Source organism: Actinosynnema sp. NPDC002837, from assembly GCF_040295345.1.
GTDB lineage: Bacteria > Actinomycetota > Actinomycetes > Mycobacteriales > Pseudonocardiaceae > Actinosynnema.
The window spans coordinates 104,474-127,436 of sequence record NZ_JBEOVG010000005.1 but is presented as its reverse complement, the minus strand read 5'-3'; the positions used below and the strand labels follow the sequence as shown (position 1 = coordinate 127,436).

At 68.2% G+C, this 22,963-nt stretch carries 20 protein-coding genes and 1 tRNA gene; 10 read left to right on the top strand and 11 right to left on the bottom strand.

From position 1 onward, the window contains the following. Positions 1 to 59 precede the first annotated feature (59 nt). From ABTZ99_RS05790 to ABTZ99_RS05775, 4 genes are all read right to left on the bottom strand, one after another. A complete protein-coding gene (locus ABTZ99_RS05790) occupies positions 60 to 281 on the bottom strand; it encodes a hypothetical protein (protein ID WP_498782198.1) in 222 nt (73 codons plus the stop codon). A 19-nt stretch (positions 282 to 300) separates the two neighbouring features. Further along, a complete protein-coding gene (locus ABTZ99_RS05785; RefSeq protein WP_498782200.1) occupies positions 301 to 1,491 on the bottom strand; it encodes a S8 family serine peptidase in 1,191 nt (396 codons plus the stop codon). Between the two features lie 140 nt (positions 1,492 to 1,631). Beyond that, positions 1,632 to 2,816, bottom strand: coding sequence for a cation:proton antiporter (locus ABTZ99_RS05780; protein WP_498782202.1), 1,185 nt, complete (start codon positions 2,814 to 2,816; stop codon positions 1,632 to 1,634). Positions 2,817 to 2,821: 5 nt separating this feature from the next. After that, a complete protein-coding gene (locus tag ABTZ99_RS05775; protein ID WP_498782204.1) occupies positions 2,822 to 3,304 on the bottom strand; it encodes a cation:proton antiporter regulatory subunit in 483 nt (160 codons plus the stop codon). 19 nt (positions 3,305 to 3,323) lie between these two features. Between ABTZ99_RS05775 and ABTZ99_RS05770 the strand changes: the two genes are divergently transcribed. The 8 genes from ABTZ99_RS05770 (at position 3,324) to ABTZ99_RS05735 (ending at position 10,549) form a co-directional block, all read left to right on the top strand. Then, the gene (locus ABTZ99_RS05770) at positions 3,324 to 4,430 is read left to right on the top strand and encodes a DUF1015 family protein (protein WP_499608483.1); all 1,107 of its coding nucleotides are present in this window, start codon (positions 3,324 to 3,326) and stop codon (positions 4,428 to 4,430) included. 75 nt (positions 4,431 to 4,505) lie between these two features. Next, entirely contained in the window at positions 4,506 to 5,135 is a 630-nt protein-coding gene (locus tag ABTZ99_RS05765) for an FMN-binding negative transcriptional regulator (protein ID WP_498782208.1), read from the top strand. A 573-nt stretch (positions 5,136 to 5,708) separates the two neighbouring features. Further along, entirely contained in the window at positions 5,709 to 6,437 is a 729-nt protein-coding gene (gene cmk / locus ABTZ99_RS05760) for a (d)CMP kinase (protein ID WP_499608480.1), read from the top strand. Then, entirely contained in the window at positions 6,434 to 7,078 is a 645-nt protein-coding gene (locus ABTZ99_RS05755) for a lysophospholipid acyltransferase family protein (RefSeq protein ID WP_499608478.1), read from the top strand. Before cmk ends, ABTZ99_RS05755 begins: the two co-directional genes overlap by 4 nt. Next, positions 7,075 to 8,481: a ribosome biogenesis GTPase Der gene (gene der, locus ABTZ99_RS05750; RefSeq protein WP_498782214.1), complete on the top strand. Its 1,407-nt coding sequence runs from the start codon at positions 7,075 to 7,077 to the stop codon at positions 8,479 to 8,481. The genes ABTZ99_RS05755 and der overlap by 4 nt, the downstream gene beginning before the upstream one ends. Before the next feature lie 49 nt (positions 8,482 to 8,530). Further along, positions 8,531 to 9,187 (top strand): response regulator, encoded by a 657-nt coding sequence (locus tag ABTZ99_RS05745; protein ID WP_499608475.1) that lies wholly within the window; start codon positions 8,531 to 8,533, stop codon positions 9,185 to 9,187. Continuing rightward, positions 9,181 to 10,299, top strand: coding sequence for a sensor histidine kinase (locus ABTZ99_RS05740; protein ID WP_499608473.1), 1,119 nt, complete (start codon positions 9,181 to 9,183; stop codon positions 10,297 to 10,299). The genes ABTZ99_RS05745 and ABTZ99_RS05740 overlap by 7 nt, the downstream gene beginning before the upstream one ends. Positions 10,300 to 10,475: 176 nt before the next feature. Next, positions 10,476 to 10,549: transfer RNA gene (locus ABTZ99_RS05735), tRNA-Pro, on the top strand. 763 nt (positions 10,550 to 11,312) lie between these two features. Here ABTZ99_RS05735 and ABTZ99_RS05730 read toward each other — a convergent pair. From ABTZ99_RS05730 to ABTZ99_RS05720, 3 genes are all read right to left on the bottom strand, one after another. Beyond that, entirely contained in the window at positions 11,313 to 12,869 is a 1,557-nt protein-coding gene (locus ABTZ99_RS05730; protein WP_499608471.1) for an ImmA/IrrE family metallo-endopeptidase, read from the bottom strand. Position 12,870: 1 nt separating this feature from the next. Beyond that, positions 12,871 to 13,188 carry a hypothetical protein gene (locus ABTZ99_RS05725; RefSeq protein WP_499608469.1) on the bottom strand — a complete coding sequence of 106 codons (318 nt, stop codon included), beginning with the start codon at positions 13,186 to 13,188 and terminating at the stop codon, positions 12,871 to 12,873. Positions 13,189 to 13,458: 270 nt separating this feature from the next. Continuing rightward, entirely contained in the window at positions 13,459 to 13,695 is a 237-nt protein-coding gene (locus tag ABTZ99_RS05720; protein ID WP_499608466.1) for a hypothetical protein, read from the bottom strand. A 499-nt stretch (positions 13,696 to 14,194) separates the two neighbouring features. Here ABTZ99_RS05720 and ABTZ99_RS05715 point away from each other — a divergent pair, with 499 nt between their 5' ends. Next, positions 14,195 to 14,818, top strand: a complete 624-nt coding sequence (locus ABTZ99_RS05715) for an HNH endonuclease family protein (protein ID WP_499608464.1) — start codon at positions 14,195 to 14,197, stop codon at positions 14,816 to 14,818. A 96-nt stretch (positions 14,819 to 14,914) separates the two neighbouring features. On the opposite strand, the gene ABTZ99_RS05710 is transcribed toward ABTZ99_RS05715, so the two are convergent. Genes ABTZ99_RS05710 through ABTZ99_RS05695 form a run of 4 tightly spaced genes read right to left on the bottom strand, consistent with a single transcriptional unit; the run spans position 14,915 to position 20,641 of the window. Beyond that, entirely contained in the window at positions 14,915 to 15,277 is a 363-nt protein-coding gene (locus ABTZ99_RS05710; protein ID WP_499608618.1) for an RNaseH domain-containing protein, read from the bottom strand. A gap of 7 nt (positions 15,278 to 15,284) precedes the next feature. After that, entirely contained in the window at positions 15,285 to 16,214 is a 930-nt protein-coding gene (locus tag ABTZ99_RS05705) for a pPIWI_RE module domain-containing protein (protein WP_499608462.1), read from the bottom strand. 3 nt (positions 16,215 to 16,217) lie between these two features. Then, complete coding sequence (locus ABTZ99_RS05700) at positions 16,218 to 19,580, bottom strand: pPIWI_RE_Z domain-containing protein (protein WP_499608460.1); 3,363 nt, start codon at positions 19,578 to 19,580, stop codon at positions 16,218 to 16,220. After that, positions 19,577 to 20,641, bottom strand: a complete 1,065-nt coding sequence (locus ABTZ99_RS05695; RefSeq protein WP_499608457.1) for a restriction endonuclease-related protein — start codon at positions 20,639 to 20,641, stop codon at positions 19,577 to 19,579. Before ABTZ99_RS05695 ends, ABTZ99_RS05700 begins: the two co-directional genes overlap by 4 nt. A 1,150-nt stretch (positions 20,642 to 21,791) precedes the next feature. Between ABTZ99_RS05695 and ABTZ99_RS05690 the strand changes: the two genes are divergently transcribed. Continuing rightward, positions 21,792 to 22,883 carry a pentapeptide repeat-containing protein gene (locus tag ABTZ99_RS05690; protein ID WP_499608454.1) on the top strand — a complete coding sequence of 364 codons (1,092 nt, stop codon included), beginning with the start codon at positions 21,792 to 21,794 and terminating at the stop codon, positions 22,881 to 22,883. The last annotated feature ends 80 nt before the right edge of the window (positions 22,884 to 22,963 follow it).

Genomic DNA, 22,963 nt, shown 5'->3' with positions numbered 1-22,963 from the left:
GTGACGCCGGCGAAGGCGCACCGTGATCGGCGGAACCTCCCGCCCGGGAAACGCCCTGGTCAGACCTCTGGCGGCAGCTGGACCGCCCGGTCCACCTCCACGTGCGCGACGCCGGGCACGGCACCGAGCAGGTCGCCCACCCCCGGAGCGACCTGCCCGGTGACCACGCCCAACCCCTCCAGCACCTGCTCGACCACCATCCCGGCGTCACGCAACGCCGCCACGACGGTGGGCAGGTCGGCCACGCTGTCGTCGGCGACCGAGACCACGACCTTGTCCACGGGCGCCTCCGTCAGCGGCTCAGGGAGCTTGCACCAATCCTGCACCCACATCCGTGGAAGGCAAGCCCAGGCGACGACCGGTTTGCGCCAGCCTCGCCCACAGCTCCCACCCGCGCGCGTCGTGCTTCTCCGCGATGAGCGCCGCGACGCCCGCGACGTGCGGCGTGGCCATGCTCGTGCCCTGGATGCGCTTGTGCATGCCCAGGCCGCCGTCCTCCTTGTTCCAGCTGGAGTAGACGTCAACGCCGGGGCCGACGATGTCGACCTGGCCGACGGTGTCGACCGTGCCGCACGAGAAGAACGCGATCGCCCGCTGCACGTCCACCGCGCCGACGGAGAGGATCGACGGGCAGTTGGCCGGGTGGCCGACCGGCGCGACCTTGCCCGGCCGGTTGCTCTCGTTGCCGGCCGCCGCGATGATCAACGTGCCCTTCGCCAGCGCGCGCATGGCGGCCTGCTCGAAGATCTGCGAGTGCGGCGTGCCCGGTCGCACGCTCGCGCCCAACGACATCGAGACGACCGCGCAGCCGTTGGCGATGGCCCACTCGATGCCCGCCAGGATGCCGCTGTCGGTGCCGCTGCCCTGGTTGGACAGCACCTTGCCCGCGTAGATCTCCGCCTCGTACGCGACGCCGTAGCCGGGACCGCCGCTGGCGGCCTTGCGCGGGCCCGCGGCCGAACCGATGCAGTGCGTGCCGTGGCCGTGCGCGTCGTCCACCGTCTCACCGGGGACGAACGACTGCGTCATCACGGTGCGGCCCGCGAAGTCGGGGTGCGCGACGGTGAAACCGGTGTCGAGCACGGCGACGCGCACGCCCTTGCCGGTGGCCGAGCTGATGTTCGCGCCGACGGCCTGCAAGCCCCACGTGAACACCGACTCGTCCACGGCGGGCGCCGCGGTCGTGTCGGGCGGCGCGGTGTAGGCGTGCACGACCCGTTCGGCCTCGACCACGGAGATCGGGCCCGGCGCCTCGGCGGCCCGGGTCAGCTGCTGGACCTGGTCCGGTGTCGCGTTGACCACCGCGATGCCGAGGTCCTGGAAGATGACGCCATCGGCCGCGGCGACCTCGGCCCCGGTGGCCGAGTCCGCGGTGCTCGCGGCGCTGATCCCGGCGACCCGGTTCATCTCCCTCGCGCCGGCCGTGACCGACTTGTCGTCGAGGAGCACGAGGAAGCGGCCGGTCGTCTCGGCTTCCGTTGGTTGTGACATGACGACCCCCTTCGGGGTTGGACGGCAGTCAGGTGTAGCGCCGGATCACGCTCGGGCTCAATCGGCCGGAAGAGTTGGCCGCGAGCGCCGAGCGTGTTCGTATGCCGTAGTGGAGCCGTCAGGGCCCGAAGAGATACAGGTCAGGCCGTCGCCGGTGCGGGACCACGCTTTCGGGTGAACTTCCTGGCCAACGGCTCCACCACGCGTGCCGCGACCGGCCCCAGCACCGCCATCAGCAGCACGTAGGCCGTCGCCAACGCCGCCAGCTGCTGGTCCACCGCGCCGGACGCCACCGTCAGCGACGCGATCACGATCGAGAACTCGCCGCGCGCCACCAGCGCCGCGCCCGCCCGCGCCCGGCCCATCCGACCGATGCCCTGCCGCCGCGCGGCCCACCACCCGGTGGCCACCTTCGTCAGCGTCGTCACCACGGCCAGCGCCACCGCGAGCGCCAGCACCGGCGGTATCGACGCCGGATCGGTGTTCAGGCCGAAGACCACGAAGAACATCGCCGCGAACAGGTCGCGCAACGGCTCCAGCATCCGGGTGGCGTTCTCCGCCGTCGACCCCGAGATCGCGATGCCGAGCAGGAACGCGCCCACCGCCGCGGACACCTGGAGCTCGGACGCCACACCGGCGACCAGCAGCGCCGCGCCGAGCACCTTGAGCAGGAACACCTCCGGGTCGGGGCTGTCCACCAGCGCCGACACGTACCGGCCGAACTTCAGCGCGATCACCAGCACGACCGTGATGGCCGCCAGGGAGATGCCCACCGCGGTCAGCCCGCCGACGAAGCTCACGCCCGCCAGCACGGCGGTCAGGATCGGCAGGTACACCGCCATCGCCAGGTCCTCGAACACCAGCACCGACAGCACCACCGGGGTCTCCCGGTTGCCCAGCCGGCCCAGGTCGCCGAGGACCTTGGCGATGATCCCGGACGACGAGATGTAGGTGACGCCGCCCATCGCCAGCGCGCCCAGCGGCCCCCAGCCCAGGATCAGCGCCGCGATCACGCCCGGCGTCGCGTTCAGCACGATGTCCATGAGCCCGGCCGTCCACGACCGCTTGAGCCCCGTCACGAGCTCGGCGGCCGAGTACTCCAGGCCGAGCAGGAGCAGCAGGAGGATGACGCCGATCTCACTGGAGAGGTGCGTGAAGTCCTCGATGCCGTGCAACGGCACCAGGCCGCCCTGCCCGAAGGCCAGGCCGCCGATCAGGTAGAGCGGGATCGGGGAGATGCCGATCCGCCACGCCATCTTGCCGAGCAGGCCCAGGCCGAAGAAGACCGCGCCGAGTTGGATCAGCGCGAGTGCGGTGCTGTGCAAGGTGTTCAGCCACCGCCCAGCAGTTCGGCCGCGGCGCCGAGGCCGTCCGCCGTGCCGACCACGACCACGAGGTCGCCGCCCTGGAAGACGAAGTCGGGGCGCGGCGACGGGTGCACCGACCCCGCGCGCACGACGGCCACGATGGACGCGCCGGTGCGGGTGCGCAGCTCGGTCTCGGCCAGCGGGCTGCCGTCGAACCGGGAGCCGGGCACGATCGGGAACTGCTTGGTGGAGATCCCCGCGACCTCGCGCTGCTGCTCCTGCAGGTGCGCGACGAGCTGCGGCGAGCCGAGCAGCCCGGCCAGGGTGCTCGCCTCGGCGGGCGTCAGCGCTATGGACGCCGTGCAGTCGTCCGGGTCGTCGAGAGACGAGACGATCAGCTCGAACTTGCCGTCACGGTGCGTGATCACCCCGATCCGTCGGCCCGCACGGATCATGAAGTCCTGACGGGTGCCGATCCCCGGAAGCGGCGTCACCTCGACGTTCACACCATGTGATCCTAGTCGAGTGACAGGACTGGTTCGCCCGATCGATCGAGGCTGGGTCGTGCGCGACCGCGTGCCCGGGCCGGACGTCGACGAGTTCGCCGAGCCGGAGCGGATCGTCGCCGCGCTGGCCCGCGCCCGTCCCGGCACGCTGCTCGCGGTCCAGCACCCGCACCGCACGCCCGCCGCGCTGGCCGCCGGGTCGAGCCTGCTCGACGCCCTGCCGCACGCCGTCGCGGAACTCGCCCACCTGCGGCGCAACGCCTACCGCGAGGTGCGGGACGTGGTCGCGCCGTACCGGGTGGACGGGCCGGACGGCACCGCCCACGGACTGCTGTGCATGGTCGACCCGGCCGCGGTCGGGCACACCGAGGAGGTGTATCCCGACGTCGTCGCCGAACGCGCCCGCGTGCTGGCCGGCCTCGGCTGCGTGACGAGCGCGGCGATGCTGGTGCCCGTGGCCCGCGAGGTCCGGCTGACCCGGCTGGTGGCGGAGGTCGACGACGAGCCCGCCGTGTCCGTGGTCGATCCCGGCGGGCGGCGGCACTGGCTGTGGCTCGTCGGTCCGGGAGAACGGCAGGACGCCCTGCTGGACGCCGCGGGCGAGCACCCGCTGATGGTGGCCGACGGCAACCACCGGGTGGCGGCGTCGGCCGGGCTGTCGGGGCTGTTGGCGCTGGTCACGGCCGGTCCGGACCTGCGGATCGGGCCGATCCACCGGGCCGTGGCGGGCAGCGGGCTGTCGCTGGCGGACATGGTGGTCGCGTGGCGGGGGCTCGGGCTGGTGGTGACGCCGGTCGACGCGGCGACCCGCCCGTCACCGGGTGTGGTGGTCGTGGTGGCCGGGTCGTCCGCCGTGCGGGTCGAGCTGCCGTCGGCCGGCGTGGACCACGCGTTCGTCGAGGCCGTGCTGCTGGACAAGGCGCTCGGGCTGGATCCGGAGAGCCCGCACGTGCGCCCGGTGACGGGTGACCTGCCCGCCGAGGGGGTCGACGCCGTGCTGCTGATCGCGCCCGTGCCGCTGGCGGACGTGCTGGCCGTGCACGAGGCGGGCGGTCGGATGCCGCGCAAGAGCACCTACTTCTCGCCGAAGCCGCGCAGCGGGTTGTTGCTCGCAGACTTGGGCTGATCGGGCGAAGTGGCACTCTCGGTTTTATGGTGAGTGGCTATTTCCTGATGCCACTTCGGGGACCACGCTGGTGGCGTGTACGTGCCCGCCCACTTCGCGCCCGACGACGAGTCCGTCCGTGACCTGCTCCGGCGGCACGGCGCGGCCGACCTGGTCACCGCCACGGAGCGGGGGTTGGTCGCCACGTTCCTGCCGTTCGTCTACGACGAAGAGGCCGGGGTGCTGCGAGGGCACCTGGCCCGCAACAACGAGCACTGGCGGCTCCCGGTGGTGGGGGAGGGGATGGTCATCGTGCGCGGGCCGGACGCCTACGTCTCGCCGTCCTGGTACCCGGGCAAGGCCGAGCACGGGCGGGTCGTGCCGACGTGGAACTACATCACCGCGCACGTCCACGGGCAGGTCACGTTCCACGACGATCCGGAGTGGGTCGGGCGGGCGGTGCGGGAGTTGACCGGGAAGCACGAAGCCGGTCGGGAGCGGCCCTGGGCGGTGGACGACGCGCCGGGGAAGTTCATCGCCGGCCAGCTGCGCGCCGTGGTGGGGGTCGAGGTGGCCATCACCAGGGTCGAGGCCAAGTGGAAGCTCAGCCAGAACCGGCCCTCGGCCGACGTCGACGGCGTGGTCGCCGGGTTGCGGGCCGAGGGCGACGACGCCTCCGCCGCCGCTGTCGACCGGGCCCGGCGTCAACCGGCCGCCGCCGAGTAGTCCACAGCTTCCCGGCCCTTTGACGAGTAGTCCACAGCCTGGCTCGCGAGCGCCCACACCGTCAGACCTTGCCGGCAGGATAAAAGCAGGGGTCCCCTTGGCGAGGACCCCTGCGCAGCGTGGGTGCAGCGAGAACCCCTGCCCAGCGTGGTGCATCGAGGTCCCCTGCCCAGGGTGGTGCATCGAGGGCCCTTGCGCAGCGCCGTGCATCGCAGAACGGGCCGACGTCCCAGGCGAGGCTGCGCGCCCCCGGTGCCTCTGAGACCGCGTGCCCTCGATGCACCCACTCTGGGCAAGGAGGTCTGCCGCCAAGGTCGACGTGGTGCTGCCGGCCTGACCGCCATACCGAGCAGCCCCACACGAAACCGGAGCCGACGTCGTGGCCCACGCGCCACCCTCGTCACGCCGGAAGGCGCGCCCGTGATCTTCCTCGCCCCACCGGCGGCGTCCGGCGTGACCGGGCGGGAGTTGCCCGGTCGACAAGGGCGAGGACTGGCCCTGATGCGGGTGTGACGGGCCACACCAGGCACAATCAGAGGTTGACGACCGTCGTCGCGTTGAGGAGGAAATCCCGTGGAACACGGTGAGCTGCGTGGCGTGGTGGCCCTCGACGGGCCCTCCGGCACCGGCAAGTCCTCCGCGGCGCGCCGGCTCGCGGCCACTCTGGGCGCGCGTTACCTCGACACCGGCGCGATGTACCGCGCGGTCACGTTGGCCGTGCTCCGCGCCGGCGTCGACCTCGCCGACGCGGCCGAGGTCACCGAGGTCGCGAGCGCCGCGCTGGTCGTGCAGGGCACCGACCCGGACCGCTCGACCACGGTCCTCGACGGCGCGGACGTCGGCGCCGAGATCCGCGGCCCCGAGGTCACGCTGGCCGTGTCGCCGGTCTCGGCCGTGCCCGCGGTGCGCGAGCTGCTCGTCGCCGAGCAGCGCCGGATCATCGCGGAGGCGTTGGAGCAGGCGGGCGGCATCGTGGTGGAAGGCCGGGACATCGGCACCGCCGTCGTGCCCGACGCGCCGCTCAAGGTCTACCTGACGGCCGACGCCGAGGCCCGCGCCCAACGCCGCGCCAAGCAGGACAGCGCGTCCGGCCGCGAGTCCACGCTGGACGCCACGCTCGCCGACGTGCAGCGGCGTGACGCCTACGACTCGTCACGCGCGGTGTCGCCCTTGCGCGCCGCCGACGACGCGGTCGTGCTCGACACGACGTCGCTCGACCTCCCGGGCACGCTGGCCGCGTTGCTCGACCTGGTGGACGCCCACGGGCTGCTGGCCCAGCCGAGCGGACGGGTGCGCGGGTGACCGGACAGCTCCCCGGGGGGTCGGCGCCCTGGCTGCACGACGTCGGCCGGTGGATCGGGCGCACACCGCTGCGGGCACTGTTCCGCGTGCGGGCGCGCGGCGTCTCGCGGATACCGCTCGAAGGCCCCGTGGTCGTCGTGGCCAACCACAGCTCGATGGCGGACGGGCCGATCCTGTTCGGCCTCCTGCCCCGGCGCGTGGTGTTCCTGATCAAGCAGGAGATGTTCAAGGGCGTGGCGGGCACGCTGCTGCGCAAGATCGGCCAGCTGGCCGTGCGGCGCGGCGAGCCCGACCGGGCGCCGCTGCTCGCCGCGCAGAAGGTGCTGCGGGCCGGTGGCGTGGTGGGCGTGTTCCCCGAGGGCACCCGCGGCACGGGCGACGTGGCCGAGGCGCAGGCCGGCGCGGCGTGGCTCGCCCGCTCGACCGGCGCGGTCGTCGTGCCCGTCGCGTGCCGGGGCACCCTGCGCCCGCCCGGAACCCGACGGCGGTTCCGGCCCGTGGTGGACGTGCTCGTGGGTGAGCCGTTCGAGCTGCCGAGCGACAAGGGTCGCCAGGCGCTCGTGAAGGCCACCGAGCAGGTCCGCGATCGCTTGGCCACGCTGGTGGCCGAGCTCGACAGTCAGCGAGGAGAAGTCAGATGACGGACTTGGACGGCACCTGGGCGGACGAGTCCGACTGGACCGCGTTCGACGAGACGGTGGAGGGCGAGGAGGGCGGCACGCCGCCGATGCCCGTGCTGGCCGTGGTCGGCCGCCCGAACGTGGGCAAGTCGACGCTGGTCAACCGCATCATCGGCCGACGTGAGGCGGTCGTGCAGGACGTGCCGGGCGTGACCCGCGACCGGGTCGCCTACGACGCGCTGTGGAACGGCCGCAAGTTCACCGTGGTCGACACCGGCGGCTGGGAGCCCGACGCGGTCGGCATGATGGCCTCCGTCGCCGCGCAGGCGGAACTGGCGATGGCCACGGCCGACGCGATCCTGTTCGTGGTCGACGCCTCGGTCGGCGCGACCACCAACGACGAGGCCGCCGTCAAGCTGCTGCGCCGGTCGAAGCGGCCCGTGCTGCTGGTCGCGAACAAGGTCGACGACGAGCGGCTGATGTCCGAGGTCGCGTCGCTGTGGTCGCTCGGCCTCGGCGAGCCGATCCCGGTGTCCGGCCTGCACGGACGCGGGTCCGGCGACATGCTCGACGCGATCCTCAAGGCCCTGCCCGAGACGCCGCGCGAGACCTACGAGGCCGTCCGCGGCGGCCCGCGCCGGGTCGCGCTGGTCGGCCGGCCGAACGTCGGCAAGTCGTCCCTGCTCAACCGGCTCAGCGGGGAGGACCGCTCGGTCGTGCACGACGTCGCGGGCACTACCGTCGATCCCGTCGACTCGCTGGTCGAGCTGGACGACGAGGTGTGGCGGTTCGTCGACACCGCCGGGCTGCGCAAGCGGGTCAACTTCGCGTCCGGCGCCGAGTACTACGCGTCGCTGCGCACGAAGGCCGCGATCGAGTCCGCCGAGGTGGCGATCGTGCTGCTGGACGCGTCCGAGCCGATCAGCGAGCAGGACCTGCGGGTGCTGACGATGGTCGTGGAGTCGGGGCGGGCGTGCGTGCTGGCGTTCAACAAGTGGGACCTCGTGGACGAGGACCGGCGCCACGCGATGGTGCGTGAGCTGGAACGCGGGCTTGTCCGGGTGCCGTGGGCCGAGAAGGTGAACATCTCGGCGTTGACGGGACGCGCGGTGCGCAAGCTCGCGCCGGCGCTGCGGACCGCGTTGAACTCCTGGGACACCCGCGTGCCGACCGGCCGGCTGAACTCGTGGCTGAGCGACCTGATCGCCGCCACCCCGCCGCCGGTGCGCAGCGGCAAGCAGCCGAAGGTGCTGTTCGCCACCCAGGCGAGCACGCGTCCGCCGACGTTCGTGCTGTTCACCACCGGTTTCCTGGAGGCCGGGTACCGGCGGTTCATCGAGCGCAAGCTGCGCGAGGAGTTCGACTTCCAGGGCAGCCCGGTGCGCATCTCGGTGCGGGTGCGGGAGAAGCGCACGAAGAAGTGATCGGCCGGACGGGGGCCGTTCGTCGCGGCGGGTTGCTCCGGCAGGCGGAATGCTGTTGCCTGTCGTCGTGCCGGTGCGATTGGTCCTCGCCGATGACGAGGCGCTGCTCCGTCGGGGGCTGAAGGTCCTGCTCGAAGCGGACGGCCGGGTCGAGGTCGTGGCGGAAGCCGCGGACGGCGCCGGCCTGCTGGAAGCCGTCCGCCGGTGCCGGCCGGACGTGGCGCTGGTCGACGTGCAGATGCCGGGCATGGACGGGCTGGCCGCGTTGCGCGCGCTGTTGGGGTGGCCCGACCCGCCGGCGCTGGCCGTGCTGACGACGTTCGACCTGGACGACTACGTGACCACGGCGCTGGAGCTCGGCGCACAGGGCTTCCTGCTCAAGGACGCCGAGCCGGACGCCTTGGTGCGCGCCGTGCTCGACCTGGCCGCCGGGGGAGCCGTGCTCGACCCCCGGATCACCGCCCGGCTGCTGCCCAGGATGCGTGCCGCCAGGCTGCGGCGGAGCCCGCAGCTCGACGGCCTGAGCGCGCGTGAGCGGCAGGTGCTCGAACTGCTGGCGAGCGGGCAGCCGAACAGCGCCATCGCCGGGGCGCTCGGCCTCAGCGAGGCGACGGTGAAGAGCTACGTGTCCACCGTGCTCACGAAGCTCGGCGTCGAGAACCGCGTCCAGGCCGCCCTCGTCGCGCACCAGGTGGGCACGTGGTGATCGTCCTGGAGGTCCTGGCCGTCGTGGTGCCCGCCGCGATGGTGCTGCTGGCCGACCACGTCCCGTACACGTGGTCGATCCCGACGGCGCTGGCGGCGTGCGCGCTGCTGCCGGTGCGCCGGTGGCGGCCCTGGGTCGCGGCGCTCGCGTGCCTGCCCGGCCTGGTCGGCGGCCTGGGGCTGCCGCCCACCGTCGTCGCCCTGTACCGCATCGGCCGCAAGTCCACCGTGCCGGTGATGATCACGTGGGTGGCCCTGGCGACCGTGCTGCCGTCCACGGTGGTGGTCGTCAGCCAGGGCCTGGCTCCCGGCGCCGCGCTCCTGACGTTCGCGTTCAGCCTGTTCGTGGCCGGCGCGCCCACCGCGCTCGGGGCCCTGATCACGACGAGACGCGAGCTGACCGCGAGCCTCGCCGAGGCGTCCCGGGCCCGGATCGCCGAGGTGGAGGCGCGCGAGGACGGCGCCCGTGCGGCGGAACGTGCCCGGATCGCCCGTGAGATCCACGACGCCGTAGGTCATCACGCCACCCTCATCGCGGTCGAGTCGGCCGCCCTGGCAGCCACCACGGAGGACGTCAAGACCCGTGACACCGCGCTGCGCCTGCGTGCGTTGGCGAAGGAGGCCCTGGCCGAGATGCGTGCGGCGCTCGGACTCCTCAACACCGAGCCGACCCCGGGCTTCGACGGCCTCTCGTCCCTCATCGACCGGGCGCGTGCAGCCGGCCTGACGGTCGACTACGAAGACCGAAGCGAACATCCCCCACCACCAGCCACGGGCCGCGCGGCCTACCGCGTGGTGCAAGAAGCGCTGACCAACGTGACCAAACACGCCCCCGACGCCTCCGTCCACGTGCGACTGTCGCAACAGGACGATCGCCTACGCGTGACCGTGACCAACGACCGCCCCTCGACCCCGCCGGCACCGTCCGACCAGGGCGGCCACGGCCTGCACGGCCTGAAGGAGCGGGTGACCCAGGCGGGCGGCACCTTGACCACCACGGCCCGCGCCGACGGCGGCTTCGTGATCGACGCGACCCTACCGACGGGTGCGTCGAAAGTTGACGCAGATGACTCGACTTTCGGCGGTAGTGCACGAAACCCGGCGAACGCATAGTAGTTCGCGAGGCGTCGCCCGGGGGAACGGCGAGACCGAGGGGACCAGGGGCCCGCCAAGCGCGGGCCCCTGCCATTTCCGCAGGTAGGCCGCCTGATCGACCAACCTGGGGGGTCGCGTCGGAGGCCCGTTGGGAGTGCGCTAAGCTATGCGCGCACCCCACAACGGGATGCGGCCGGGACGTGGCGCAGTTTGGTAGCGCACTTGACTGGGGGTCAAGGGGTCGCAGGTTCAAATCCTGTCGTCCCGACGGTCTGAAGAAGCCCGCTGGCTTGGGAAGTTTGCCCAGGTCAGCGGCCTTTTTCGTGCGCTGGTGTTGATCTTCGGCCGGTCACGAACCGGTAACTTCGCGATCTTGGTTAACACTGTTCTGGAGCGAACTCAGGAGCGGACCGCTCCAGATCTTTGGCCAACGCCAAATGGGGTCGTCCCGAACGGGTGGATCCGCCCAACCTGCGCCAAACATCACCCGTTGGCGTGAACTGGCGTCACCGTGCGCCGAGCGTGCTGAACCAGTTCTGACCCGCCCATATGGTCTCCATTCTGCTTCAATCGACGCGTTCGGACGCAGAGCGGCGATCACCGTGCCGCTGATCGCCGGCGTATGGACGGCACGGTGCCGGAGCGGGCCGGGCGCTACGGCGCATCGACTCGATCGACGCGACCGCGGTGGCCCATGCGCGAACTGTCGACGACGTCCGCGTCGCCGAGTGGGCAAGGGGTATGCGGCGATGCCCTGGCCGGGTGCGCAGGTTCGAATCCCCGGCGGGAGTACCAAAGGTTGGGAACAGGGCTGACCAGCGGTTTTATGCCGGCAGCCTGGTGGTGGAGTCATCATTCGGCCTATCCGCGCCCGAGTAGCGCCTGGGGACAAGTCGCTCGGACCCGTCCCCACGACAGGCGATCCCTCCCCAGCTGAGCGACCGTGGATTGCCTCAATCAGCCAGGAAGGGCGGCCGGAAGTTGGCCTCGGCCGAGACCGGCAGCGCTTACCCTCGCACAAGGAGCGCTCTCTACGACGCGCGGTCGAGCATCTCCGCCCGGAGCACATCCGCCTCAAACGTGGACAGTCGACTGGAATTCTGCAATCGACTAACCATTGCGGATATGCTGACGCCGAGCTCGTTAGCCATTGCCCTGAGGTCATCGACCCTGATCCGCCCCTGATGAGCAGGCCACCATCTGTCAACCAGATGCAGCGGAATGAGGAAAGCTGCGGCGAAGGCATTAGCCCGTTGCTCGATATCCACCGGCGCCCACGGTCCACTCGCCACCGCTATCTCCGTCGCCCGATCCTGATCTAGGAGTAGATGCGCCAACTCGTGTGCGAGAGTGAATCGCTTGACGGCTGGACCGGTTCCTCGCCGATAGCTGTCATTGATGAGGATGTGAGCCGCATCGTCGTCTCCGATCATACTGACCGCACGGACATCCGGATCACTCAGGCTGACGTGCCCGACCACGACGTTGAGTGAGTCAAGCACCTTTTCCACGTCGACATTGGCAGCGTCGGGCTCGCCGAGCAGCGACCATGCCTCTTGACCGTAGACGCTGCCTTGTTCCCCCGGCGAGAGCCCCATCGGATCCCATGACGCGCGGATGACATCGCCGTGCCGGTGCAAAGTGTCGGCAGCCGGACCCGCTGTCCCTCGGCGCTCGAGCAATGCCCTGTAGATGGCAACAACGTCACCGGATGAGACGTCGGGGGCCAACGATCCGAACAGAAGGCTCGCGGGCGTGGAATGGATCGCAAGCCCGGTCGACAGTGCTCGGGGCTTCGTCAGGCTGGCTAGCGCAGATGCACCGTTGGGTACTGAATGGACTACCTCGGCCCATAGGTTCTTGAAGCGATCAAGAAGATCAACCGCACCCGACAGCCATGCCACGCGCTCCGCTTCGCGGCCGACGCCTGAAAGAGCTTCGACGCTGTCGCGCAGAGCTTCGATACGGCTTCGATTGGGATGCCGCTTCAACAATACATTAGCGAGACTGGCCAGTACATCGCCGAGAGTGTCCGCGACAGCCTGCACCGATAGGCGTGACGTGGTTACCGCCTGCGTGAATGTTATTCCCCAATCTTCACCTGCGAGTGGTTCGCGACCGGTAGAGAACTCGACCCAATCCCCGTATCTGCGGATAAAGAGATCGGGAAGGATTGCCCCGGGGGCGCTGGATCGCAGCCCATGACGCAGGTACCAATCCTGGATCCGCTCCGGATCGAGCACGGCATGCGAGTCGCTCTCCACCGCGAGCGCGGCACCTGCGAAGGCTTGAGCGGCGTCGAGACCTCTGTCCACCAGTGGCGGTCGCTCTTCATGCAGCAGCGCGTCCCAGTGCTCGACCAACCACTCCGCGATTGGCAGAAGGTACCAGTGGGCCCCGTGGATGGTCTCACCTTGAACGGTGTGCTCGCAGACGTTGACACCATTGATCCACAAAGCAAGTGAACCCCAACTGGCGCGCTCGTCTGCATCAACCATCCAGTCACCCGATTGATCGGCAACCAAGGCCAGCTCTACCGCGAAGGTCGCGGTATCGCCCGATAGGTATCGCCATGTGACGGAAGACATGTCACCCCTTCAGCTTCACGCGGACCAGACGGCCGTCGGCGACCCACTGCCGCTGGACGGTGATGGGCACCTCGCGCCAACTGACGGGGAACCCGTGCCAGATGATCGTCTGGTCCGGGTCAGCAGCGTTCTTCGTGTCCGGGTGCGCGCAGTAAGCGCGTTCTCCATCCGTGTTGTAGCGCTTGCCGGGCTTCGCCGGGTCAGCGGTTGCAGAGGCGAACAGCGCTACCCCGTCCACGTCGACGGGGCACAGCGTGCCTCGTGCCCCCGGCTGCCAAGGCTGCTTGTGGCGTGGGTTGGCGGCGTAGACGTCGGGCACTGCCCCTCCCTCGGCGGACGACAAAAAGCCCTGATGCGAAGGCATCGAGTCTCAACGACTGGACGCCTCTCGCTCAGAGCTTTGAGTGAAGTCTAGCACCTCACGCGAGCGTTGGCCATCGGGCCGCCCGCGCATCGCGGTAGTCGAGATGCCGCTGCGGGGGGTACGACGACGCATAGCGTTGCCCTCGCATCCTGGCTGACCATCGCACCAATCGGAGCCCTGTATGTCGCCCAAGAGGACGTAGTGGGCGTTGCGGTCTTCAACCAGTTAGGCAACGCCGCCGATGGCTTCCAAGGCGGGGTCGGTGTACTCGTCGAGGTTGTCGCCGGCGAGGTCGGCGAGGGCACCGCATCCGGATGTTTGCTCACGCCACCGGGTGCTTCCTGTCGACTGCCACGGGCGAGTAGTGGTGATCAGAAGGTGTCGGCACTCCGCGACTCTGGCGGCCAGCACGTCGCGCTCGGCCGGATCGACGTCGAGGCCCCACCGGACCTTCAGCATCACCTACGCCGCGAGGTAGCGGCACACCGCAGGCTCATTCGGCGGCATCCACTCCGCCGAGTCCTTGCCGGCCTTGCTAATGGCCGGGTCTGGCGCCAACCGGTCCCCAGCACGGGACGGCCGCGGGGAGGTAGGTGACCGCCTCGTGCAGTATGACGGTATTGGTGAGGATCCGGTGGTGGCCCAAGCCGTTGGTGGTGATCAGTGTCGAGTCGGGCCAGGCCGATGCCAGGGATTTGCCGTTGTCGTGGCCCACCTCCCGGTCGAAGGCACTGCCTCGGAGGCCGTGTCGAGCTGTCGCTCGCCAGGGGCTTGCGGTTGGTGACGACCCGATGACCTGCGAGCGTGAGCGCCCCTCACGGTCGGGTGGAGCGGCAGAAGTCGCGCCGCCATCGCCTCTCAACGCCTGTAGAACCCCGGTCAGGAAGATCAACGGTGTGGATGGAGCGTGGCGGCGATGCGATCTTGGGTGCGAGCGGTCGCAGCAATAGCGGTCAGCGCCGTGTCAGCTCTCGTGCTGCCGGGACCGGCTAGCGCCGACGAGCGACAACTTCAAGGCGTACTGCCGCTGCGCGAGGCGGTCGCACAGCTCACGGTGGCCGACGAGAACCGCGAGGGCTACGAGCGGGACAAGTTCAAGCACTGGATCGACGCCGACGGCGACGGCTGCTCCACCCGCGCCGAAGTACTGCTGGAGGAAGCCGTCGAGGCACCCGAGATCACCGGCCGCTGCACCATCACCGGCGGCCTCTGGTACTCCTTCTACGACGACACCTACGTCGACAACCCCCGCAGCCTCGACATCGACCACATGGTGCCGCTGGCCGAAGCCTGGGACAGCGGCACCTACGACTGGAGCCCCGAGCGACGCCGGGACTACGCCAACAACCTGGACGAAGCCGTCGCGCTCTGGGCCGTCACCGGCCGCTCCAACCGCAGCAAAGCCGACCGCGACGTGCGAGAGTGGCTGCCACCGCACGAGCCCGCCGTCTGCAGCTACATCACGGCCTGGGGCACCGTGAAAACTCGCTGGGGCCTGACCGTCGACCAGGCCGAGCAGGAGATGCTCACCGCCCGCGCCGCGGACTGCCCGAACGTCCCGATCACCACCCAGCCGGTCGCCTGAAGTCCCGCCTTCAGCCACCCAGCCTGCGGTTGGGCGGCTGAACGAATAACGGGCAACAAGTCGACCGCTTTGACCGCCTACGAGTGGCGAGGTTCGCTAACTGTCGCTCTCTACAGGCGATGTTGCGTCCGCCTCAACTTCGTCGACGTCGTCGAGGAGGTCGAGCGGCATGATGTATTGGGCAAGTTGCTTTGCTACGGAGAGTGGCCGGGGCAGCGAGATGGAGTACTCGTAGTGTGGCGTTGCCCAGCGGAGGTCATGTACGAGCGCGGCCCATTCTTCGGGGTCGTCGCCGGGTTGGATCGCCGCGACGGTGAGTTCAAGGGCGTGCGCGTTCCATACCATCGACTTGGTCGACGGGTTGACGAGCTGCCCTTTCCTCCACCGGGGGACGACTTTCGATGCGCTCTTGACGGCGTTGCTGGCGCTCCGGGGTTTCTCGCCGGTGCTGAAGAAGATGCGGTTCTCATCGGGCCATTAGCCCGGTGCATGGCCTTCTTCCTTGCTGTTGACGGCCCAGGCGTCGGGTACCTCGTCGCGTTCGGTCGTGCGTAGGCGGAGGTGACGCAGGCCAGGGTAACGGGTGATGTCCTGGGGATGTTGGCCGAACTTGATGGTGTCGATGGCCATGTCGGGGTTGTTGAGGTGCGGCCAGCCCCACCGAGAGGTGGACCAGGGGCTGCGAACCGAATGCCCTGCTCTGAGCGGTGATGTTGATCATGTAGGACAGTGGTCGCTTGGGCATATTGTGTGGGGGCCAGTTCATGACGCATGCGCCCTCTTCAGAGGGAGTGCGGTGGAACCGTGAGATCACCTGCTCGACTTCGGTTGATTCGTCGTCGGGATCCGCGTCGGGGTTCTTCGGCATCAAGTGGACGTGCTGGAGGTCCGGTGCGCTGAGCTCGGCGGCGATGACGTGGGGCAGGAGGCGGTAGAGCTCGTCGGAGCGGATCCGATCGTCGGTGTCGGAGGTCAACGTGGTGAAGTCGACGTTCAGCGGAGTCCAGACCAGCTCGGAATGGTGCAGCTTGCTCAGGATCGCGTCGGCCTTGCGAGGGTCGGTCGCCGTGGCGCGGACCCAGGTGGCGATGATGAGGAACAGTGACTCGGTGTCCACCTCGACGTCGCTGTAGATCCACGGCGCGTTCTCGCCGATCGTCGCGCGGGTGGCGACCGTGATGACGTCGGGTACGAGGCCGGCGATGACGTCGTTGAGCAGTGCGATCGGGATGGAGCGGATCTCTTCGCCGTTGCGGCGTGGCTTGGCCAGGGCGGTCAGTGGCTTCTTCCAGGACTCGGGGAAGCGCAACAGGTACAGGCGGCGTTCCCAGGGGACGTCGGTCCGCAATCGGAACGCGGCGAGTTGGAGGTCTTCGTATTTGGGCTTGGCTGGCATTGGTCACAGTCCTTCGAGCTGGGCGAGCGCTTCGTACAGGCAGCCGTAGAGGGTTTCGACGAGGTAGGTGTCGGGGTCGGTGCAGCCGTCGGCGAAGTAGGGCGCCAGAACGTCGCGCAGACCGATGAGCAGGCTCAGGGAGGCGTCGTCGCTGTTGTTCTCCGAGCGGCGGGCCGCGTTGGGGGCGAAGGCCGCGTCGCAGAAGTAGACCTCGGCGGGCACGCCGCCGCGCACCAGACGGCCGATCACCTGCCAGATGGTGACCAGCTGTGTCCAGGCTAGGGCCTCGCGCTCGCGTACCGGGAGGTTGCTGTAGGCGAGCTTGAGGTTGAGCAACCACCTCCATTGGCGGTGACCCGCGGAGCGGAATGCGGTGGCGCATCGCCCCAGGGCTGCGCGGTCGGCTGCTTCGACGGCGGGGAACCCATTGCGGATCTGGTGGGTGGCCCACCGGTTGACGCGCTGGATGACGTAGCTGAGGTCGTCGGGACGGGGATGGGGTCGGACGAGGAAGTAGGCGGCCCCGATCGCGGCTTGGCTGTCATCGTTGAGGATGTTGTGTCCGCGTTCGACGGCCAGCAGGGGTGCCACCAGGATCCAGGCGGATGTGTGGGCCAGGGTGTGCACGTCTCCGCGTCGCAGGCCGTTGGCGCCGTCCCAGGAGTCGGTGAACTCCTCGTCGTCGGCCACCAGGTGCAGGACCTGGTCCTGCCAGCTGGTGCGCAGCGAGACCAGGTGTTGGGCGACCATGCGGGCTTCGGCGTAGCTGCCGACCAGCAGCAGCAGTCGTTGCCGGTTCGCAGGCAGGGAGTCCCGGTGTTGTTCCAGGATGCTCTTGCCGGCGCCGGGGTTGGCCAGCTCGGCGATCATCTGCCGCAAGGCCAGTTCGCGTTTCTCGCCGAACTTGCCCGACACCTTGATCGGGGCCGTGGTGTCACCGGCGAAGAGGGGGAAGAACTCGAAGCGGCTGGCCCGGACCGCGGCCAGTTCCTTCTTCGGGGGCGTCAGGATCGCTGTGACGGGGATGTCGATGTGGTAGCGCGCCGAGGTGCCAGCCCAGCTCGTGCCTGACAGGAGCAGTACGTTGGGGCCGCGGTCGGAGTCGGTGCGGAACAACTCGTGCAGGTGCAGCAGTACCCAGCGGCCGACGCCGCTGCAGCGGAAGAACCGCAGGCGCCCCATTTTAGAGCGCCCCTTGCGCTGGTCGTGGTCCTCGTCGAGGTATTGGAAGCCCAGCACATTGCCCATCGGCGAGTCCGGGACGACGGGCTGGTAGTCCGCCGGGGCGCGGTGGAACAGGGCGGAGCTGGTGCCTTCCAGACCCAGCTCCATCTCCACGGCCCGGAACATGTCCATTGCCTGATCCAGGGATTTCGCCAGGACCGCGACCGCGAGGGTGAACTCGAGGCGGACGGCTTGGCGCTCCAGATCGTCGATGGTCAGCGGCAAGCCCTGCTCTGCGAGTTCTTTGGCGGTGGCTTCCAGCCAGTCGCCGACCCTGCGAAGACGAACCGACTCGTTGGCATCCCGCAGGACCTGTGCGGTGAGGGTGATCATTCGCTGGGTGAGCTCGTCGTCGGTGTCTTTCGCGCCGAGCGGATCGTCGATCACTCCATCGAAGGCCCGACGCAACCTGCGGTAGACCGGGTTGTCCTCCCAGCCCTCGGCGGGGCGGTGGCTGTTGGACTTGGCCGGCCCGAACCCTGCCCAGGACTGGGCCAGCTGCTGTGACAGCGTCCACTCAGTGAAGTACGCCTTGTCCAGCCATCGGCGGGACAGGGCCGGTTGCGGTCGCGCGCTGTCGCGTGACACCGCCGAGTAGATGATGTCCACCGCGATGTTGGCGTTGTCGAGGTTGACCAGCCAATGCCGCACCAGTGGCTCGTGCATGGGCTCACGGCCGGCTTGACGGATCGTCCTCTTGGTGCGGTCGATGACCTCGTCGAGCCAGGCGTCGTAGTCCTCACCGATGAGTTGCTGTTCGGGGCTGAACACCGAATCCAACTGAGCCTGGACCTGGTCGGCCTCGTCGACGATGATCAGGTCGCTGCGGCGCCACGCGAGTTCGAGATGGCGCAGCCGTTCCTCGTTGAGCTGCTTGGGCACCGGGGTGTGGATGAGACTCGCCGTGGTCGCAACCCAGACCGTTGCCTCCACCAAGTCGCGCGAGGGCTCATGCCGTTGGCAGGTGTGCCACGCCGGACAAGAGTGGACCTTCGGCTTGTCGGCCACGCCGTCACCAGCCTCGGGGATCAGACCCGAGCAGGGTGAATGCCGCAGTTCCCAGGGCGTCGCGGCGTGATCGCGCAAGCCGTCCAACGAGCATGCGGTGCTGGTCAGGTCGAACATCTGGTCGCCCACCGGGGCGATACGGCCGTTGCGGGGGTTGGTCAACCGGTGCAGGCGCGTCAAGTGTTGGACGCGGTTGGACTGCCCGAGCACGGGAGCCGCACGGACACCGAGAGCCTGGAGGTGCACCGTCTTGCGCAGCACCGCCGTCACGTTGTCGGCGACCACGCACACGCGCTTGTTGTTGAGGTGGCACCACAGAAGTAGCACTTCCACCAGCGTGCTCTTGCCTGCCCCGACCATGCCGATCATGTGCATGATCCCGGCGATCGTCAGCTCCTTCGACTCGGAGAAGCTGTCGTCGGCTTGACGGACTTCGAGAGTCACCCGCGTCAGCCGGTCCACCCAGTTCGACCGCATCTTCTCCGGCCACTTCAGCTCGGCCTCGCGATCGTCGCCCCACTGTGCCGCAGCGACCAGTTCCGACCACTTCAGATCGATCGGCTCCCGGTCACGTCGGGCCAGCACATCGTGGCCGCGGCCACGGGGGCGGCTGGGAAACCAGTCCGGGATCGTCACGCTGGTCGTCGGCTCGGCCTGGTTGAAATAGCGTCCAGGCCCAGCAGTCGTGATCTTGCTCGTCAGATCCGGCGGGGCATTGCACAGGACGTCCTCGTAGTAGTCGAAGCGGTCGCCCAGCACACTGGGCTCACGTTGTGAGGCCGTACCGGCGATCAGGTCCACTTCGAAGCCCCGAATGCTCTCCGGGTAGTCGACGTACTCTTCCAGCGCGGTACGCCAGTCCTCACGGTCCTTGAACCACAACACCAGGTGCCGAGCCACGCCGATCATGGACTCGTGTTCGGCCGGGACGGGTGTGCGGCCGACGTTCAGAAAGGGATGTCCACCCAGCAACGCCCAGGCGTCGAGGACCGACTGGTCCGGAGCGACCTGCTGGACCAGGTACAGCACCAGCTCGATGTCGATCAGCCGCAGTACCGCCCGCCCTTCCGGGGCATCCGATTCACGCCGCAGCGTCTTGGCGATGTCCTTCTTCCACGTGCTGCTGTCCCTCACGCCTGCGCCTTCCGGAACTCGCGGACCACCCGCTCGATGAACGTCTTCTCCGACACCGCCTCGACGCGGGACTGCCCCTTCAACCAGGCGCAGTGGTTCCGCAGAGCCCGCAGGTACTCGGGTCGACCCGCCGTCTGTTCCTTCGCGATCACGATGAAGCCACGCTCCGCGCCGCGCGGGACTATGAAGGGCCGCTCGGTCAACCGCCAGGCCAGCCGAACGGGGTTCGTCCACGACTTGACGTCAGCCGCCCACGGCACTTCCACCGGCAGGACGTCGCAGGCGTCGAAGTCGGGCCACAACCGCACGGTGACTCCCGCGCGCTCCAGCGCCTTGGCGATCCGCAGCTCCGCACGTCCCGGGCCGGACACGAACATGCGCAACTCGCGGCTCAGCCACACCACACCCTCCGAGGCGGGCAGTCGCTTCTTGATGGTCGTCGGCGCCGGGCAGTCCCACTCACCGCATCGGCGGACACCGTCAAGCTGCACGATCCACAGGTGTCCGCAACCTCCGCACACCACCGCCTCTCCGTCAACCAAGGCTTCCGCTGGCGCCGAGCGGTAGGCGTTTCGCAGGTGTTGAGCGAGTACCACGTAGCCGGGTTTGGCCATCGTGACCAGCAGATCTCGCTCCGACATGGCCGGCTTCTCCACCAAGAGTTGCCGAAAACGCACGTAGGCGTCAGGATCGTCGTTCGCCTTGCACACATCCAGCACACCGTGGATCAGGAGACGTTCCCGGATCTCGCCCTCGACGTCGCCACTCACCACCGCCCATTCCAGGCACGCCGTGCTGGGCTTGCCGTCCACCAGAAGCGCCTCGTCGTCGTTCAACCCCTCCACGTCAGGACGGAAGGGCCACTCCGAGAACGGGCGGTGCGCCCACGCCGCCAAGTCCATGACGCTGCGCGGCACTTCCGCGTCGGCCACGACGCCCATCGCCGTCAGCCGGTCAAGACCACGCTGCAAGGCAGGGGGATACGGCACCGGGAAGGCACCCTGCCGGTCCAACTTCTGCGCCAGTTCGACGAACCCGCTGGCCACAAGGCTGATAGCCACCGTGTTCCACTCGGCGGGCCACGGTCGGGCCAGCTCTGTCGTTTCGTTCAGTCGATGACGTGCGTCGCGCCATGCGCGGCAAGATAGACCTCGACACCGACAAAACCGGCCTCCGAGCAGCCGCCGTCCACGAAAGCGTTACCGAAGTAGCCCGTTCAGAGCAATTCGCTACTTTGCGTATCGGCAAGACGAGCCTTGCTCTCACTTGAGTAGCATCTGAGTTCACCAAGGGTGACGGATTGTAAGCGATCGGTGGTGTAACTAGCAGAGACCATCAAACGATCTTCAGACCGGTGGCTTCAGCGACCGAGCTGCCCTGAACGTGCATCGGACACTGAAGGCCGTCGTACCGGTGGTCAATACGACAGCACGGGGGGAAGCTGCGAGGTGACGGACGATCCCAGGCTGGCTGCTGAACAGCGTGCGCGAGGTCTGTCGGCCCGGGTGATCGCTGGGTCGGCGGCGGAGGCCTGCCCGGTCTGGCATGCGCGGCAGGATGCGCGACGTGCGGCTTGATCACGGCTGCGCGCGGCGGGCCCTGGGCTTGAGGTAGCGGTTGGCGTTACTTGACCGTCTGCTGGCCACGCTCGTGCACCTTCCGCACATGGCGGGATGCTTAGAGCATGGTTAAGGGCAAGCGTGGTTGGCGCACCCGGCAGTTGCTGCCCGTCGGGTCGTGGTGGCGACCGACGCTAGTGATCTTGGTGCCGGTAACACTGCTAACAACCGTGGCAGTGTTGGTGCTTCAACTGGTACTGGACACTGGGAGTTCGACTGGCAGGCTAGAGCTTATCCGGACCGCTCTGGCTGTCGGTGCCGGGACTGGTGCAGTCATGACCCTGGTGTTGGCCTGGAGACGGCAGTGGGCCACCGAACACGACGCCACCGAACGCCGACTGACTGACTTGTACATCAGGTCCGTTGAGCAGCTCGGGTCCGAACGGGCCGCAGTTCGCCACGGCGCACTTTACGCACTAGAACGAGTAGCTCAGGACAATCCGAAACACCGCCAGCTATAGTTGCAGTAGTCTGCGCCTACCTCCGTGCACCTTTCAGTCCACCTCCTGCCAAGCCGGGAACGCGCCGCCTGCGCGGAGTAGGGCGGTCGCTAGTCGGCGACTCGGCCCGGCGGAGTTCTTCTATTGCGGCCTTGCGCCGTGCCGTTCTCGCTCCACCTACTTCGACACCAAGTGACGAGGAACGACGCCAGGAACGCGAAGTACGACTCACCGCCCAGCGCCTTCTAGCTCGACATCTGCATCCGGGCGACAACACACGACGTCCCGTCGACACCTTTTGGCCGAATCTCGACGTCGACCTTGCAGGTGCAATACTTATCGATTTTAGCCTCACCGGCTGTCGCATCCGTCATGCACAGTTCAAAGGGGCAACCTTCTCTGGCGATGCCAGCTTTGACGGCGCTCACTTTGCTGGCGAAGCCCAGTTCAGCGAAACGATCTTCACGGGTCGAGCCAGTTTCAACGAAGTCGCCTTCACAGGGGACGCATCATTCGCGAAAGCCACGTTCGGCGGCGACGCAGTGTTCGGTACCCCGAAAGCGGGCAGGACTCGCTTCGCTGGTTACACATCCTTTGGCGAGGTGACGTTCGACGGGCGAGCGTCGTTTGCAGGAGTGGAGTTTGCTCAGGATGCCTCTTTCGAGGAAGCAGTGTTCACCAAAGATACTTCGTTTACCGGAGTTACTTTCAAGGGTGATGTCCTGTTCTATCAAGCTCATTTCGGGAATTTTGCCGGGTTCCGTGCGGTCACTTGCCACGGTGACGCATACCTAGGCGGAGTGACGTTTTCCGGTCATGGATGGTTCCAAGGGTTGACCTTCAAGAGAAGCGCGTATTTCACCTCGACGAGGTTCGCCAAGGACGTATCATTTTCCGGAGTCGTCTTCGCCTTCGTCGACTTCAGGGGTGCCGCGTTCGCTGGCGAAACACTTTTCAGCAGCATCCATTTTCTGTCGGCATGGTTCTCTCGGGTAACGTTCGACGACTCGGTTCAGTTCAGGACAGTGTTTTTTCACAGAGTCGTGGCATGGAATGGTACATGGTTTGCATATTTTCCGACTCTTGCTCCGCCGAATGTCAAGCTAAGTGCAGCCCTTACTCATGAAGATTCTCCAGCTTGGCCTATTGGCTGGACAACAACGGAAGACTTCGAGAAGGGTGACAAGTGGCTACGGCCAGTACCTGTGCCCGTGATCCTTCCCGAGAGGCCGGAAAGGCTCTAGAGCCAATCCGTCCATCGCCTGCACGCGGTGGTTTCGGTGGGTACAATGACGTCGGACGGCAGTGGATGCGGCATGAATTC

What these genes read in the sequence shown, in the direction of transcription:
- ABTZ99_RS05785 (WP_498782200.1), bottom strand. Translation starts at nt 1,491, where the DNA reads ATGTCACAACCAACGGAAGCCGAGACGACCGGCCGCTTCCTCGTGCTC.
- der (WP_498782214.1), top strand. Translation starts at nt 7,075, where the DNA reads ATGACGGACTTGGACGGCACCTGGGCGGACGAGTCCGACTGGACCGCG.
- ABTZ99_RS05745 (WP_499608475.1), top strand. Translation starts at nt 8,531, where the DNA reads ATGCTGTTGCCTGTCGTCGTGCCGGTGCGATTGGTCCTCGCCGATGAC.
- ABTZ99_RS05730 (WP_499608471.1), bottom strand. Translation starts at nt 12,869, where the DNA reads ATGTCTTCCGTCACATGGCGATACCTATCGGGCGATACCGCGACCTTC.
- ABTZ99_RS05705 (WP_499608462.1), bottom strand. Translation starts at nt 16,214, where the DNA reads ATGCCAGCCAAGCCCAAATACGAAGACCTCCAACTCGCCGCGTTCCGA.